The organism is Mycobacterium kyorinense (assembly GCF_002101735.1).
GTDB classification, from domain to species: domain Bacteria; phylum Actinomycetota; class Actinomycetes; order Mycobacteriales; family Mycobacteriaceae; genus Mycobacterium; species Mycobacterium kyorinense.
On sequence record NZ_LQPE01000027.1, the window covers coordinates 30,059 to 44,473 of the forward strand.

The following is a 14,415-nucleotide window of genomic DNA, read 5'->3' on the forward strand; positions in this document are numbered from 1 at the left end:
CACTTCCGCGGGGGGATGGATTCGGAGAGTCGTTGAATGACGGATATACCGCAGCCATCGGAGCCTGACCCACTCTAACCTGACTTGGCTCACGTTTCGCGGCATCGAGTAATTGCAGTCGAGTTGACCTGCTGGTTTGTGGTTGGGATCGGCGAAATTTGCGCACTAAGTTTCCGGTCGTGGGCTGCGCTCGTGGCCGATGTGCGCACCTTCAATCTGCCAGGGCTGGCCGGACCCAGCGGAGATTCCTCCAGACTCGCGACGGGTGCCCGCGTCGAGAGTCGATCAGGCGACGGCTCGGGTTGCGGTGGCTGCGACCATCGCACGGGCGACCTTGGCGGCGTTGGCGAGCCCGAATCTCGACAGGCCGAAACGGACGATCGCGGGCGCATCCCGCAGCGAGAGAGCAAGCGGCGCCAGCTGGGCGCTATCGAAGTAGACGTCGTCGCGGCTGAACTTGCCGTCGCGGATCAGCACGTAATCCAGGCCGTAGGAATCGATGCTGGCGTGTGCCCCGATGAGGCCGCCGCGCATATTCCAGAAGATGATGCCGCCGTCGACATCGGCGAACGGCTGGATCGCGGTGACCGTCCAGGCCATGTCGAAGCGCCGAAACACCGCGGCCGCGTGTCGGCGGACCGCGTCGATCCCGTGCAGTTCACGGCCCGTGCTGAAGTCGCGATACATGATGTCATCCGTGTAGAGCTCCATCGCGGCGTCGAGATCGCGCTCGTTCCAGGTCTTCTCGATCCGCGCGGTCAGATCGTCCAGTATCGGATTGCTGCTCACGAACTCCGATGGTACGACCGGCCCAGCCGGCAGAGTTACGGCATTTCCGTCAACTCCGTAGTCAAATGCGACACGTTCACCGACAATCGAGGCCGTGAGCCTGCTCGTCGTCGTCGCCCCGCACACGGCCATCGCGACCAGCGTCGCCATCGCCCGCGACCTGTTGTGGATGGCCTGCCGCGAACGGTCCGCCGCCGACCGTGACCGCGTGGTGACCGCGACGACAGACGGCGGCCCGGTCGAATGCGGCGGCGCGGTAACGATTTCCGCTGATTGCGCGCTCGCCGACCTCGGCGACTGCGCCCTGGTGTGGGTGGCCGGGTTCTGGCAGCCGCCCGAGCGGGCGATCGAGCAGAACACGGCCCTGCTGGCGTGGCTGACCCGGCAACACGAATCCGGCGCGATCATCGCCGGCCACGGCCCGGCAACGATGCTGCTCGCGGCGGCGGGCCTGCTCGACCACGGCGCCGCCACCACCTATGCCAGGCAAGCCGACGACTTCGCCCGCCGCTACCCGAACGTCGACCTGCGCCCCAGCCGCGCCATCACCGAAGCCGCCGGCACGTACTGCGCGGTCGGCATCAACTCCGGCTGCGACCTGCTCGTCACCGTCATCGCACGGCTCTACGGCGGCGAGATCGCCGCAAGGGTGGCCGCGTCCGCACTCGTCGACATCCAACGCACCTACCGGATCGCGACTGTGGCGTTCGACGGCCAGAAATATCACCGCGACCACGACGTGCTGGAGATGCAGCGACTGCTCGAAACCAGATACCACCAGCCGCTCACCGTCGCTACGCTCGCCGATCGTTTCCACATGAGTCCACGAACCCTGACCCGCCGATTCAAAGCCGCGACCGGCGAACTACCCAGCCAATACCTGCAACGGGTGCGGGTCGAGGCCGCCAAGGACCTGCTGCGCAACGACAACACCACCATCACCGACATCGCCAGCCAGGTCGGCTACGCCGACGTCGGCGCGTTCTCCCACGTGTTCGCCAAACACGCCGGATTCCGCCCCGGCGAGTTCAGGCAAGCGACATCGACAACGCCGCTCAACCGGTGAGGCCGCAGCCTCAACGACACCCATCAATCAGTACCAAGCGCTCGCAGCCGAATGACGTGTCCGTCGATCCGGAATTCTCGTGTCCACTGGCCCAGAAATCCCACTGAACGTTGACAGGTGTGCACTAAATTGAGCCAAGTCGGGCATCGGAGCCTGACCGACTCTAAGCCTTAGTAACTGGGCGGCAGTGGCATGCCGAAATCGGCCATCACCGCACGCAACGCCGCAGGATCGTCGGTGATGATGCCGTCGACACCGTCGCCGATCTGTTGGCGCATGGTCGCGGTGTCGTTGATGGTCCACGGAAGTACCTTGAGCCCCAACGCATGTGCCCGGTCCACGAATGGCTTGTCGACCAGCGAGTACGCGGGCGAGACGATGCCGGCGCCGACCATCCTGGCGGCGATCAGCGGATCCCCGACGACGGCGGGGTTGATTCCGGCCAGCCACGGTGAATCCGGGCGCCAGGTGGTTTGATTCCATAACGTCACAACGGGAATCGACGGCTCCGCCTGACGCACCAACGGCAGCGTTCGCCAGTCGAAGCTTTGTATCTCGACGCGGTCGGTCTTGCCCGCGGCCCGGACTGCGGCAAGGATCACGTCGACGAACTCCTGCGGGCCGGCGGTCGCCGACGGCTGCTCGGGGTCGACTTTGGTTTCGATGTCGTAGCGGACATCGGCGCGATAGGAGTCGGTGAGCGCGAAGATCTCCGGCAGCGTCGCGATCCGGTCGCCGCAGTCGAGCGTGTGGATCTGGGCGAGGGTCAGCTCGTGCACCAGCTTTCCGACGTAGGGATACTCCGGGTCGGCGTCCAAGGCGGGCCGGGTGTCGGTGCACTTTGCCAGCTGCATGTCCTGGTCATGCCACACCACCGGCTGGTGGTCTTTGGTGATGCCGATGTCGAATTCCAAAGTGCTGACGCCGATTTCGAGCGCAGCGGCGGCGCCGCGATGCGCCACCACGTCGAAGCCGGATTGTTGTGCGACGGCGGTCGGTTGCGGGCCGAGAACAACAACGGCCACCAGCGCAACCAGCGCGCGCAGCCGGGACGGCATCCCGTTAATGCCTGCGCTGGCGGGCGATTTCGGCGAGCACCACCCCGGCGGCCACCGAGGCATTCAGCGACTCGGCCGGGCCGGCCATCGGGATCGACACCACCGCGTCGCAGTTTTCCCGCACCAGCCGGGAGAGCCCCTTGCCCTCCGATCCGACCACCACGGCCACCGGGCCGGTGCCGTCGAGGTCGTCGAGCGCGGTGTCGCCGTCGGCGTCCAGCCCGACCAGCTGCACACCTTGGCCGGCCCAATCCTTCAGTGTGCGAGTAAGATTCGTGGCCCGCGCAATGGGAACTCGAGCCGCCGCGCCCGCGCTGGTCCGCCATGCCACCGCCGTCACCGAGGCCGAGCGCCGCTGCGGGATCAGCACGCCATGCCCGGCGAACGCCGCGACCGACCGCACGATCGCACCCAGGTTGCGCGGGTCGGAGATGTTGTCCAGCGCGACCAGCAGCGCGGGCGGGGATTCCATCGCCGCCGCAAGCAGGTCGTCGGGATGGGCATAGTCGTAGGGCGGAACCTGCAGCGCGATGCCCTGATGCAGACCGTTGGTTGTTATCCGGTCCAGGTCGGCGCGCGGCACCTCGAGGATCGGGATTCCGGAATCGGCTGCGCGAGTGACGGATTCGGTGAGCCGCTCGTCGGCCTGGGCGCCGAGCGCAACATACAGAGCGGTCGCCGGCACACCGGCCCGCAGACATTCCAGCACCGGGTTGCGGCCGAGCACTGTCTCGGTGGTGTCCTCGGTGCGTTTGGTCTGGCGGCGCTGCTGGGCGCGAAGCCGCTTGGCGGCGGGATGGTTGGGCCGCATATGCGCCGGCGGCGTTGCGCCGCGACCCTCCAGCCCGCGCCGGCGCACACCGCCGGAGCCGACGGTGGGGCCCTTCTTGGTGCCGGGTTTGCGAACCGCGCCGCGGCGCCGCGAATTACCGGGCATCGGCGTCGGTCCCCAGCGACCACTGCGGCCCGTCGGCGGTGTCGGTGACCTCGATGCCGGCGTCCTTGAGCCGGTTGCGGATCTCGTCGGCCAGCGCCCAGTCCCGCTGCTCGCGGGCCTTTTCGCGGCGCTCCAGCTCGGAGCGCACCAGGACGTCGAGGGCGGCCAGTGCGGCAGACGTCTCGTCGTGCGACTCCCACCGCTCGTCGAGCGGGTCGCAGCCGAGGATGCCCATCATCGCGCGGAGGGAGGCGGCGTGAGCCAGTGCGCCCTCGTGGTCACCGGCGTCGAGCGCCCGGTTGCCTTCCGCGCGGGCGTGGTGCACCTCGGCCAGCGCGATCGGCACCGCGAGATCGTCGTCGAGCGCTTCGGCGAACCGCTCGGTCCACTGCCCGGGCATGACGGCACCAACCCGGTTGCGCACCCGGTGCAGGAAGTCCTCGATGCCCACGTAGGCGTTGACCGCGTCCTGTAGGGCGGTCTCGGAGAATTCCAGCATCGAGCGGTAGTGGGCGCTGCCGAGGTAGTAGCGCAGCTCGGCTGCCCGCACCCGCTGCAGGATTGCCGGGATGGCCAGCACGTTGCCCAGCGACTTGCTCATCTTCTCGCCGCCCATGGTGACCCAGCCGTTGTGCAACCAGTAGCGGGCGAACCCGTCGCCGGCCGCGCGGCTCTGCGCGATCTCGTTCTCGTGGTGCGGGAACACCAAATCCATTCCGCCGCAATGGATGTCGAATTCGGGGCCGAGGTACTCGTGGGCCATGGCCACGCATTCGGTGTGCCAGCCGGGCCGCCCGCGACCCCATGGGGTCGGCCACGACGGCTCGCCGGGCTTGGCGCCCTTCCACAGCGTGAAGTCGCGCTGATCGCGCTTGCCGGTCGCCACGCCCTCACCCTGGTGGACGTCGTCGATCTTGTGGCCGGACAGCTGGCCGTAGTCGGGGTAGCTCAGCACGTCGAAGTACACGTCGCCGTTGCCCGTATATGCATGGCCGGTGCAGATCAGCCGCTCGATCAAGTCGATCATCTGGGTGATGTGCCCGGTGGCGCGGGGTTCCGCCGACGGCGGCAAGACACCCAGCGCGTCGTAGGCGGCGGTGAACGCCCGCTCGTAGGTGGCGGCCCATTCCCACCAGGGCCGGCCAGCGGCGGCAGCCTTGTTGAGGATCTTGTCGTCGATGTCGGTGACGTTGCGGATGAAGGCGACGTCGTAGCCGCGGGCCATGAGCCAGCGGCGCAGGATGTCGAAGGCCACGCCGCTGCGGACATGGCCGATGTGCGGCAGGCCCTGCACGGTGGCGCCGCAGAGATAGATCGACACGTGGCCGGGCCGCAGCGGGACGAAATCACGCACGGCGCCGGCCGCCGTGTCGTGTAGCCGTAGCTGGGCGCGATCGGTCACGACGTGCCAGCTTACCGGGCTACTACCAGCGCCGTTGCTATGGCCGCAAGGCCCTCGCCGCGGCCGGTGAGGCCCAGGCCGTCGGTGGTGGTGGCCGACACCGACACCGGCGCGCCCAGCAGCCCGGACAGCAGCTCCTGCGCCTCGCCGCGGCGCGGGCCGACTTTCGGCCGGTTTCCGATGACTTGGACAGCGGCGTTACCGAGCCGCCACCCTTCGGATCCGATGAGCTCGGCGACGTGGCGCAGCATGTCGGCGCCGCTGACGTCGGCCCAGCGGGGGTCGTCGACACCGAAGACGCTGCCGATGTCGCCGAGCCCCGCCGCGGACAACAGTGCGTCGCACAGCGCGTGTGCGGCGACGTCGCCGTCGGAGTGCCCGGCACAGCCGTCGGCGTCGGGAAAAAACAGGCCCAGCAGCCAGCACGGCCGGCCCCGCTCGATCGGGTGAACATCGGTGCCCAGACCGATCCGGACGTTCATTGATTGACGATCGCCTGCGCTAACAGCAGGTCCAGCCGGGTGGTGATCTTGAAGGCCAGCGGATCGCCGTCGACCACGTGGACCTGCCCGCCGATGTGCTCGACCATCGACGCGTCGTCGGTGAAATCAGCGGTGCCGGCCCGCTCGTAGGCACGCTGCAGCAGTTCGGTGGCAAATCCCTGCGGTGTCTGCACCGCCCGCAGGCCGGCCCGTTCCGGCGTGCCCAGCACCACCCCGTTGGCGTCGACGGCCTTGATGGTGTCGGGCACCGGCAGGGCGGGCACGACGGCCGAATGACCCGACCGGAGCGCGTCGACGACGCGGACCACCAGTTGCGGGGGCGTCAGGGCCCGGGCCGCGTCATGGACCAGCACAAACTCCGTTTCACCGGCAGCTGCCAACGCCCGCGCGACCGACTCGCTGCGATTGGCCCCGCCGGCGACGATCGTGGCGACGTGGCCCAGGATCAGCTTGGCCTGGTCGGTGCGATCCGCGGGCACCGCCACCACCACGCGATCGACCACTTTCGATTCCAGCAGGCCGGTGACGGCGCGTTCGACCAGGGTTCGCCCGTCGAGGTGGAAGAACGCTTTGGGAACACCCGCGGCCAGCCGCTCACCCGATCCAGCGGCCGGGACTACCGCGACCGTGCCCGTCACAGTCAGGAGGCTGCGGCCAGAACCTCGTCGAGGATGGTCTCCGCCTTGGCGTCGTCGGTGCTTTCGGCCAGTGCCAGCTCACCGACCAGGATCTGGCGTGCTTTGGCGAGCATGCGCTTCTCGCCGGCGGACAGGCCGCGCTCTTGGTCGCGGCGCCACAGGTCACGCACGACCTCGGCGACCTTGTTGACGTCGCCGGAGGCAAGTTTTTCCAGGTTGGCCTTGTAGCGGCGCGACCAGTTGGTCGGCTCCTCGGTGTGCGGCGCGCGCAGCACCTGGAACACCTTGTCGAGGCCTTCCTGTCCGACCACATCGCGGACACCGACGTACTCGGCGTTCTCGGCGGGGACTCGAACTGTGAGGTCTCCCTGCGCCACTTTCAAGACGAGATATTCCTTTTGTTCCCCTTTGATGGTCCGGGTTTCGATCGCCTCGATTAGCGCAGCACCGTGGTGTGGATAGACAACGGTGTCTCCGACCTTAAAAATCATCTGGTTCGAGCCCCTTTCGTTGGTTCAATCCTAACACGGCGCCTCGACACGCGCGGAACAACGGTGCAGGTCAGGGGCACCGCACGCGAAGAGTAGGGGTTGACAGAAGGCTGAATTCGTGCTTGGCACCGACCTTTTGGGAACCCGGCAGAGCGCACCCAAAGATCGTACTGCGCGGCCCCGGGCGGCCTCCAGCGCCCTGCGCTTCCGCCCACCCGGCCGACCTACTACTGTGCATAGTCGAATTGCGACGAGGAGCAATCGGGCTTGAGCAGGAGGCTTTGAGTGAACCGCTTAGACAACCGCCGCTCGATGGCCGTCGCTGCGCTGGCCGCCGGCGCCGCCCTCGCGTTCACCGGCTGTGGCAGCGGCCAGCTCTCCCAGACCGCCGCCCAGGTGCCCGCCGTCGACGGCGCCCAGGCGGCCGTCCAGAACGTCGCACTGCGCAATGTCCACATCCAGGCGGTCCAGACCGGTGACTTCCTACGGCCGGGCCACTCCGTGGACCTGGTGGCGGCGGTCAGCAACCAGTCGTCGGACACCGCCGACAAACTGGTCGCCGTCACCACCGACATCGGCACCGTGACGCTGTCCGGCGACACCCGGCTGCCGGCGGCCGGGATGCTGTTCGTCGGTACCGCCGACGGTCAGAACATCAAGGCCGTCCACGCCGTGGAGCCCGCTCACACCGCGAAGGCGACCGTGGCGTTGACCAAGCCGATCACCAACGGGCTCACCTACAACTTCACCTTCACTTTCGAAAAGGCGGGCAGCGCAAGCCTGCCGGTGCCGATTTCGGCCGGTCTGGCACTGCGCCAAAGTGAAACGCCGACGCCTGCCGAGCATCATTAGGCCACGATGTCGTACCCGGCGGATACCGTCGGTCCGTGGCCAAGGGACGTTCGCAATACCGCTGTTCGGAGTGCCACCATGTCACCCCTAAATGGGTGGGTCGCTGCCTGGAATGCGGCACGTGGGGCACGGTCGACGAAGTGGCGGTGCTGTCAGCGATCAGTGGCAACGCTCGCCGGCCGGTAGCGCCGGCCTCTGCCGCGGTGCCGATCAGCTCCGTCGAACCGCGCAGCGCCCGGCACTGCCCCACCGGAGTCGACGAGCTCGACCGGGTGCTCGGCGGCGGTGTGGTGCCCGGGTCGGTGACATTGCTGGCCGGCGACCCCGGGGTGGGCAAGTCGACGTTGCTGCTGCAGGTCGCCCACCAATGGGCGCAATCCGGTCGCCGAGCGTTGTACGTGTCCGGTGAGGAGTCGCTCGGCCAGATCCGGATGCGCGCCGACCGGACCGGCTGCAGCCACGACGAGGTTTTCCTGGCCGCCGAGTCCGACCTGCACGCAGTGCTCGGCCATATCGACGTCGTGCGGCCCACGCTGGTCGTGGTGGACTCCGTGCAGACCATGTCGAGCACGGATGCCGACGGTGTCACGGGCGGCGTCACCCAGGTCCGCGCGGTGACCACTGCGCTGACCGCCGCGGCGAAGACCAGCGGGGTGGCGATGATCCTGGTCGGCCACGTCACCAAGGACGGGGCCATCGCCGGGCCGCGCTCGCTGGAACACCTGGTCGACGTCGTGCTGCATTTCGAGGGCGATCGCAACTCCGCTCTGCGGATGGTTCGCGGAATCAAGAACCGGTTCGGCGCGGCCGACGAAGTCGGGTGCTTCCTGCTGCACGACGGCGGCATCGACGGCGTCACCGACCCCTCCGGCCTGTTTTTGGATCAGCGGCCGCATCCGGTTCCGGGAACTGCGATCACGGTGACGCTGGACGGCAAGCGCCCGCTGGTGGGTGAGGTCCAGGCGCTGCTGGCCACACCGTCGGACGGCCGTGCGCGCCGCGCCGTCAGCGGTATCGACCATGCCCGCACCGCGATGATCATCGCGGTGCTGGAAAAGCATGCGCAACTAAGGATTTCGGTCAACGACACGTTCCTTTCCACCGTCGGCGGCATGCGGTTGACCGACCCGTCGACCGACCTCGCCGTGGCGACCGCGTTGGCTTCGGCCTACGCGAGCCTGCCGCTGCCCACCACGGCGGTGATGATCGGCGAGGTCGGGTTGGCGGGGGATCTGCGCCGGGTCGCCGGCATGGACCGCCGGCTGGCCGAAGCGGCCCGGCAGGGCTTCACCACCGCGCTGATTCCGCCCGGATGCGGCGCGGCGCCGACCGGTTTGCGGGTCCTGGAGGCGGCCACCATCGTCGTCGCGCTACACCACATGCTCGACATCGTCGAGCGCGCCGCCAACACTCCACCGCCACTGCGCCTGCTGGATCCGCCGCCCGCATAGCACAATGGCTGGTAATGACTGCGAGCAAGGCGACCAGAATCGGCGTGGTGCCGGCGGCGCGGCCCACCCTGCGTGAGGCCGTCGGCCGGCTGGCGCCGGGCACTGCCCTGCGCGACGGCCTGGAGCGCATCCTGCGCGGCCGCACCGGTGCCTTGGTGGTGCTCGGCTACGACGACAGCGTGGAGGCCATCTGCGACGGCGGCTTTTCCCTCGACGTCCGCTACGCGCCGACCCGGCTGCGCGAGCTGTGCAAGATGGACGGGGCCGTTGTGCTGTCCACCGACGGCAGCCGCATCCTGCGGGCCAACGTGCAGCTGGTGCCCGACCCGTCGATACCCACCGACGAATCCGGCACCCGGCACCGCTCGGCCGAGCGGGCCGCCATCCAGACCGGCTATCCGGTGGTCTCGGTCAGCCACTCGATGAACATTGTGACCGTCTACGTCGCCGGCGAACGCCACGTGCTGGCCGACTCGGCGACCATCCTGTCGCGGGCCAACCAGGCCATCGCCACGCTGGAGCGCTACAAGATCCGGCTCGACGAGGTCAGCCGCCAGCTGTCCAGGGCGGAGATCGAGGACTTCGTCACGCTGCGCGAGGTGATGACCGTGGTGCAGCGGCTGGAATTGGTCCGCCGGATCGGCCTGGTGATTGACTACGACGTCGTCGAACTGGGCACCGACGGTCGTCAGCTGCGGCTGCAGCTCGAGGAGCTGCTCGGCGGTAACGACACCGCGCGGGAGCTGATCGTGCGCGACTACCACGCCAACCCCGAGCCGCTGTCGGTGGCCGAGGTCACCGCCACTCTCGACGAGCTGGACGCCCTGTCGGACACCGAGCTGCTCGACTTCACCGTGCTGGCAAAGGTTTTCGGCTACCCCTCGACCGCCGAAGCCCAGGACTCGTCGATGAGCCCGCGCGGCTACCGCGCGATGGCCGGCATTCCGCGGCTGCAGTTCGCCCACGTCGACCGGCTGGTCCGCGAGTTCGGCTCGCTGCAGGGGCTGCTGGCGGCCAGTGCCAGCGACCTGCAGTCGGTGGAGGGCATCGGCGAGATGTGGGCCCGGCACGTGCGAGAGGGGCTCTCGCACTTGGCCGAGACGATCGCCGACCCGATCAGGTAGCTGCTCAGTTGCCGCCGGGAGCCGCCGGACCGGGCGGCGGCCCGAGCTCGCCGGGTGCGGGCAAGCCGGGCGGCGGCGGCGTTCCGGGCGGCGGCGCGCCGGGTGCGCCCGGCGGTCCCGGGGCGGCCAGGATGAACGGCACCGGCGCCGAGCGCAGGTTGCCCAGTTGCACCACCAGGTTGTAGGTGCCCGGCCCGATCGGGGGGCGAGGCAGCGGGCAGTGCGGCGCGGAGCCCATCCCGGTCCAGGTCACCGCGGTGGTCACCTGCTCGCCCGGCGCGAAGGTCTTCACCAGCGTCTCGTTGGACGGCGCGCAATCCAGGTTGGACCACAGCCGCTTGTTGTCCAGCGAATAGACGTAGGCGGCCAGCACCGCGGCACCGACGTCGCGTTTGCAGGCCACCAGCCCGATGTTGGTGACGACCATGGTGAACTTCGGCTGGTCGCCGATCACGTATTGAGGCGCGTTGGTCAGGCCCTTGACGGCCAGGGTCGAGTCGGGGCAGTCGTCGCCTTCCTTGAGCACCGGCGGCGGCTGCACCGCCGCGGTCGGCGTCTCGGAGGGGGCTTGGTTCTGCGCCGCCGGCGGCGTCACCGGGGTCTCCACCTGGGGCTGCTGAATCGGGGACTTGGCCTGCGGCGTGGCGGTGGGCTTGTCGCTGGTTTTGGCGCCCGCGCTGCTGCTCATGATCGCGACGATGGTCGCGACCACGATTCCGATCACGACGACCGCGATGCCCAACGCCAGCCCTCTTCGCCGCCAGTAGATCTCCGGCGGCAACGGGCCATGCGGTTCCAGATCCAGCACATTCACACCGTAAGCCCAGGTCACACGGATACGAGCGACCGTTCTCGGCGTGTCGCGAGGCTGGTCCGCGGGGCCGTGACCCGGCGGGGCCACCAGAACCAGCGATTCAGCAGCGCCACCAGCGAGGGAAGCAGGAACGTCCGGACGATCAACGTGTCCAGGAGCAGCCCGACGCCGACGGTCAGCCCCGTCTGCGCGACGGGCTGCACTGTGCTGGCCATCAGCGCGAACATCGTGATCCCGAAGACGACGCCGGCCGTCGTCACCACCCCGCCGGTGCCGGCGAAGGCCCGCACGATGCCGGTCCCGATGCCGGCGCGGACCTCCTCGCGGAGGCGCATCGCCAGCAGGAGGTTGTAGTCGGCGCCGACGGCCACCAACGCGATGAACGCGATCGGCGCCACCGCCCAGTGCATTTCCTGTCCGAGCAGGTATCGGCAGACCAGTCCGCTGACCGCCACCGCCGAGGCGTACGAGACGATGACCGTCCCCATCACCGCCGCTGCCGCCACCGGGCTGCGCAGCATCACCGCGACGATCAGAAAGATCAGCGCCAGCGTCGCGATCACCAGCAGCCGGAAGTCGTGGGCGACGAAGACCCGCAGGTCGCTGGTCACCGGGCCCACCCCGGCCAGGTCCACCTCGGTGGGCGTCAGCGTGCCCTCCTTGGTGGCTTCGGCCACCGCGGTGCGGACCTGCTCGGCGCGGCGCGCGCCGTCGGCTCCCCACTCGTTGCGATCGCCGTAGACGAGCAAATAGGTTGCGTGTCCGTCGGCAGACATCAAGTCTTTCAACACTTCTCGGTATCTCGGGTCTGACAGCGCGCGCGCCGGCAGGTAGAAGCCACCCGCGGCGCTGCTGCGGAACCCGGCGTCCAGCTCGCGCAGGTAGTCGGTGAGCTCGTGCACCTGCGGGCCGAGCGAGCCCAGGGTGTCCCGCAGGTCGCCGGTGGCATCCCGGGCCTGGCCGAGCACGTCGCGCATCGACTGCAAGGTCCGCGGCAGCCCTGCCAAGCCGGCGGTGGCCGTGCCCGATCCTGATGTCAATTTGACTGCCCCAGTGGATATTTCGCCGGAGCTATGGACGACGGCGTCGACGGGTTCGACGACGCGGGCCACCGCCGAGCAGATCGGGTTGGCCGGGCAGTCGGCAGTGTTGCCGACAAAGCCGCGCAACGGGTCCAGGTACTCCGACACCGTGTTGATGCTGGTCTGCAAACCGTCCAATCCGGCCCGCATATCGTCGGCGCCCGAGTTGATTTCGCCCAGCCTGGCGGCGCTGCCGGCCATGCCCCGGCCGAGCTGGTCCACCGTCGTGGCCATCCGCGACAACATGGCGTCCAGCTCACCCACCCGCTGCAGACGCTGTACCAGTGAATCGATGCCCGCGCCGAATTGCTCACCCAGCAGGCTCGCCTGGTGGCTCAGGGTCGCCTCGTCGGGCACGGCCCCGGCCGGTCGGCTGGCCGACTGCACCATCCTCACGCCAGGTATCGCCATGATCTGGCGTGAGATCCGCTCGATGGCGATCAGGCTCGCGGGAGTGCGCAGGTCGTGGTCGGCCCCGACGGTCACTACGTCGGGAAACAGCTGGTTCGCCGGGAAGTGCTGGTCGATCGCCCGATAACCACGACTGGAATCGGCGCCGGCCGGCGTGGCCCGCGGTTCGTTCCAGCCGGGCCGCAGTCCGGCCACCGGCAACGCCATGACGAGGACGACGAGGCCGCTGGCGACCAACACCGGCCCGGGCCAGCGCGCGACGATCACCCCGATTCGCCGCCAGCGGCGCGCGATCATCGACGGCCGGGGTTCCAACAGGCCACGACGCCCGGCCAGGCTGATCAGCGCCGGCGTCAGCGTAAGCGCCGCCACCATCCCGGCTAAAATCCCGATGGCGCAAGGCATTCCGACGCTGCGAAACATGCCGACTTTAGCCAGGCCCAGGCAGGCCAACGCGACCGCCATCGTCAGCGCGGATCCCACCACCACCGGCGCGACGCCGCGGTACGCCTGCTCCAGCGCCGCGGCCGGGTCGACTCCGCGTCTTCGGCCCTCGTGGTAGCGGCCGATCAGGAAGATCGCGTAGTCGGTTCCCGCGCCGAGCAGCATTGCCGCGATCAGCGCCACCGAAAACAGCGACACTTCCACGAGGCCGTGCCGGCCCAACAGCGCTACCAATGGACGCGCCACGGCCAGGGCCAGGCCCACCGTGATCAGCGGGATGGCAGCGGCGACCGGTGATCGATACACGATCAGCAGCAGGATCAGGATCACGGCGATCGTGGCCGCGGTCATCAGCAGCATCTGCCGGTCGATGGCGGCGAACTCGTCGGAGATGGTCGCGCCCGGCCCGGTGACGTGGACATGCAAACCGTCGGGCGGCGCCAGACGAGCCACCGTGTGGCGCACTGCGCTGACCGCGTCGGCGGCCGCAGAGGTCCCCAGCATCCCCGACAGGCGCAGCATCACAGTCGCGGCATGCCGGTCGCGGCTCAGCGCCGCGGATTCGGTGAGGGGTAGCGCCCACAGGTCGGTGACGGCGCTGACGTGGGCGGTGTCGGATCGCAACACCGACACCAGGGTGTCGTAGTAGTGGCGGTCCGCCGACCGCAACGGCTGGTCACGTTCCAGCACAACATAATTGATGTTGTTGCTGGGTACGTTGCCGAACAGTTCGGCCGACCGCCTGGCCGCGATCGAGCTCGCCGCCGATGCCGGCATGAACGACCGGGAGTGCGACGCGACGACCCGCTCCAGCTGCGGCACCAATACGTTGGCCAGCCCCGCCACCACAACCCAAGAGACCACGATGAGTACGGCGTGACGGCCGGTGAAACGCGCGGCGCGGCCGAGCAGTTCACGCAACGGTCTGCTCCTCGCGCTGTACGGATTGCAGCCGTCGGGACCGCTTGGCGGCCGCATCCAGCTGTGCGCGCAGCCCCGGCTCGGCAGCCGCGATCTCGGCGCGGGCCTGCTCGACCGAGATGTCGCCGTCCAGCCGTGCGGTTACCGCGGTGATCCAGCGCTGCTGCAGCAACAGCAGCAGCCCCTCCTCGCTGCCGAACAGCCGCTCGACGTCGGGCAGATTGCCGTTGAAATGCAGTGCCGCATATGGGTTTTCGGCGGCCCGTTCGATCAGGTCGGCCATGAAGGCCATTCGCTCGTGCAGGTGTGTCCACGTCATGTCAGTGACGCTAGGGAAGTGGGGCGCGCCCGTCGTCGTGCCAGGGTTCGGTTTTCGGGCTCCTACTACGGTCGGAGTCGAACTCCGTCTGCAGCATGATGTGCGACCCGCCG

The 14,415-nt window shown here is 68.7% G+C and carries 14 protein-coding genes; 4 read left to right on the forward strand and 10 right to left on the reverse strand.

Going from position 1 to position 14,415, the window contains the following annotated elements; genetic code table 11:
- Positions 1-285: 285 nt before the first annotated feature.
- Positions 286-789 carry a nuclear transport factor 2 family protein gene (locus AWC14_RS28535; protein ID WP_045382884.1) on the reverse strand — a complete coding sequence of 168 codons (504 nt, stop codon included), beginning with the start codon at positions 787-789 and terminating at the stop codon, positions 286-288.
- Positions 790-883: 94 nt separating this feature from the next.
- On the opposite strand from AWC14_RS28535, the gene AWC14_RS04970 reads away from it, so the two are divergent.
- The gene (locus AWC14_RS04970; protein ID WP_052425660.1) at positions 884-1,855 is read left to right on the forward strand and encodes a GlxA family transcriptional regulator; all 972 of its coding nucleotides are present in this window, start codon (positions 884-886) and stop codon (positions 1,853-1,855) included.
- 170 nt (positions 1,856-2,025) lie between these two features.
- On the opposite strand, the gene AWC14_RS04975 is transcribed toward AWC14_RS04970, so the two are convergent.
- From AWC14_RS04975 to carD, 6 genes are read right to left on the reverse strand one after another with little or no spacing between them, the layout of a single operon-like run.
- Complete coding sequence (locus tag AWC14_RS04975) at positions 2,026-2,913, reverse strand: glycerophosphodiester phosphodiesterase family protein (RefSeq protein ID WP_045382882.1); 888 nt, start codon at positions 2,911-2,913, stop codon at positions 2,026-2,028.
- Positions 2,914-2,917: 4 nt separating this feature from the next.
- Positions 2,918-3,850 carry a 23S rRNA (guanosine(2251)-2'-O)-methyltransferase RlmB gene (gene rlmB / locus AWC14_RS04980; protein WP_045382880.1) on the reverse strand — a complete coding sequence of 311 codons (933 nt, stop codon included), beginning with the start codon at positions 3,848-3,850 and terminating at the stop codon, positions 2,918-2,920.
- Positions 3,840-5,252 (reverse strand): cysteine--tRNA ligase, encoded by a 1,413-nt coding sequence (gene cysS / locus AWC14_RS04985; protein WP_045382879.1) that lies wholly within the window; start codon positions 5,250-5,252, stop codon positions 3,840-3,842. Before cysS ends, rlmB begins: the two co-directional genes overlap by 11 nt.
- Positions 5,253-5,263: 11 nt before the next feature.
- Positions 5,264-5,734 (reverse strand): 2-C-methyl-D-erythritol 2,4-cyclodiphosphate synthase, encoded by a 471-nt coding sequence (gene ispF, locus AWC14_RS04990; protein ID WP_045382878.1) that lies wholly within the window; start codon positions 5,732-5,734, stop codon positions 5,264-5,266.
- Positions 5,731-6,393 (reverse strand): 2-C-methyl-D-erythritol 4-phosphate cytidylyltransferase, encoded by a 663-nt coding sequence (gene ispD / locus AWC14_RS04995; protein ID WP_081968257.1) that lies wholly within the window; start codon positions 6,391-6,393, stop codon positions 5,731-5,733. The genes ispF and ispD overlap by 4 nt, the downstream gene beginning before the upstream one ends.
- 2 nt (positions 6,394-6,395) lie before the next feature.
- Positions 6,396-6,884, reverse strand: a complete 489-nt coding sequence (gene carD, locus AWC14_RS05000) for an RNA polymerase-binding transcription factor CarD (RefSeq protein ID WP_045382876.1) — start codon at positions 6,882-6,884, stop codon at positions 6,396-6,398.
- Positions 6,885-7,169: 285 nt separating this feature from the next.
- Here carD and AWC14_RS05005 point away from each other — a divergent pair, with 285 nt between their 5' ends.
- Genes AWC14_RS05005 through disA form a run of 3 tightly spaced genes read left to right on the forward strand, consistent with a single transcriptional unit; the run spans position 7,170 to position 10,311 of the window.
- Entirely contained in the window at positions 7,170-7,736 is a 567-nt protein-coding gene (locus AWC14_RS05005; RefSeq protein ID WP_428838943.1) for a copper chaperone PCu(A)C domain-containing protein, read from the forward strand.
- Between the two features lie 35 nt (positions 7,737-7,771).
- Positions 7,772-9,187, forward strand: coding sequence for a DNA repair protein RadA (gene radA / locus AWC14_RS05010; protein ID WP_045382875.1), 1,416 nt, complete (start codon positions 7,772-7,774; stop codon positions 9,185-9,187).
- A 14-nt stretch (positions 9,188-9,201) separates the two neighbouring features.
- Positions 9,202-10,311 (forward strand): DNA integrity scanning diadenylate cyclase DisA, encoded by a 1,110-nt coding sequence (disA, locus tag AWC14_RS05015; RefSeq protein ID WP_045382874.1) that lies wholly within the window; start codon positions 9,202-9,204, stop codon positions 10,309-10,311.
- Positions 10,312-10,315: 4 nt separating this feature from the next.
- Here disA and AWC14_RS05020 read toward each other — a convergent pair whose 3' ends face one another.
- From AWC14_RS05020 to AWC14_RS05030, 3 genes are read right to left on the reverse strand one after another with little or no spacing between them, the layout of a single operon-like run.
- Positions 10,316-11,119: a hypothetical protein gene (locus tag AWC14_RS05020; RefSeq protein WP_235216000.1), complete on the reverse strand. Its 804-nt coding sequence runs from the start codon at positions 11,117-11,119 to the stop codon at positions 10,316-10,318.
- Positions 11,120-11,139: 20 nt separating this feature from the next.
- Positions 11,140-13,983, reverse strand: a complete 2,844-nt coding sequence (locus tag AWC14_RS05025) for an MMPL/RND family transporter (RefSeq protein WP_052425659.1) — start codon at positions 13,981-13,983, stop codon at positions 11,140-11,142.
- Positions 13,976-14,302, reverse strand: a complete 327-nt coding sequence (locus AWC14_RS05030) for a hypothetical protein (protein ID WP_045382869.1) — start codon at positions 14,300-14,302, stop codon at positions 13,976-13,978. The genes AWC14_RS05025 and AWC14_RS05030 overlap by 8 nt, the downstream gene beginning before the upstream one ends.
- Between the last annotated feature and the right edge of the window lie 113 nt (positions 14,303-14,415).

Bases quoted from the DNA above. Each gene is read 5' to 3' on its own strand.
- ispF (WP_045382878.1), bottom strand. From the start codon at position 5,734: ATGAACGTCCGGATCGGTCTGGGCACCGATGTTCACCCGATCGAGCGG.
- carD (WP_045382876.1), bottom strand. From the start codon at position 6,884: ATGATTTTTAAGGTCGGAGACACCGTTGTCTATCCACACCACGGTGCT.
- AWC14_RS04975 (WP_045382882.1), bottom strand. From the start codon at position 2,913: ATGCCGTCCCGGCTGCGCGCGCTGGTTGCGCTGGTGGCCGTTGTTGTT.
- rlmB (WP_045382880.1), bottom strand. From the start codon at position 3,850: ATGCCCGGTAATTCGCGGCGCCGCGGCGCGGTTCGCAAACCCGGCACC.
- disA (WP_045382874.1), top strand. From the start codon at position 9,202: ATGACTGCGAGCAAGGCGACCAGAATCGGCGTGGTGCCGGCGGCGCGG.
- AWC14_RS05030 (WP_045382869.1), bottom strand. From the start codon at position 14,302: ATGACGTGGACACACCTGCACGAGCGAATGGCCTTCATGGCCGACCTG.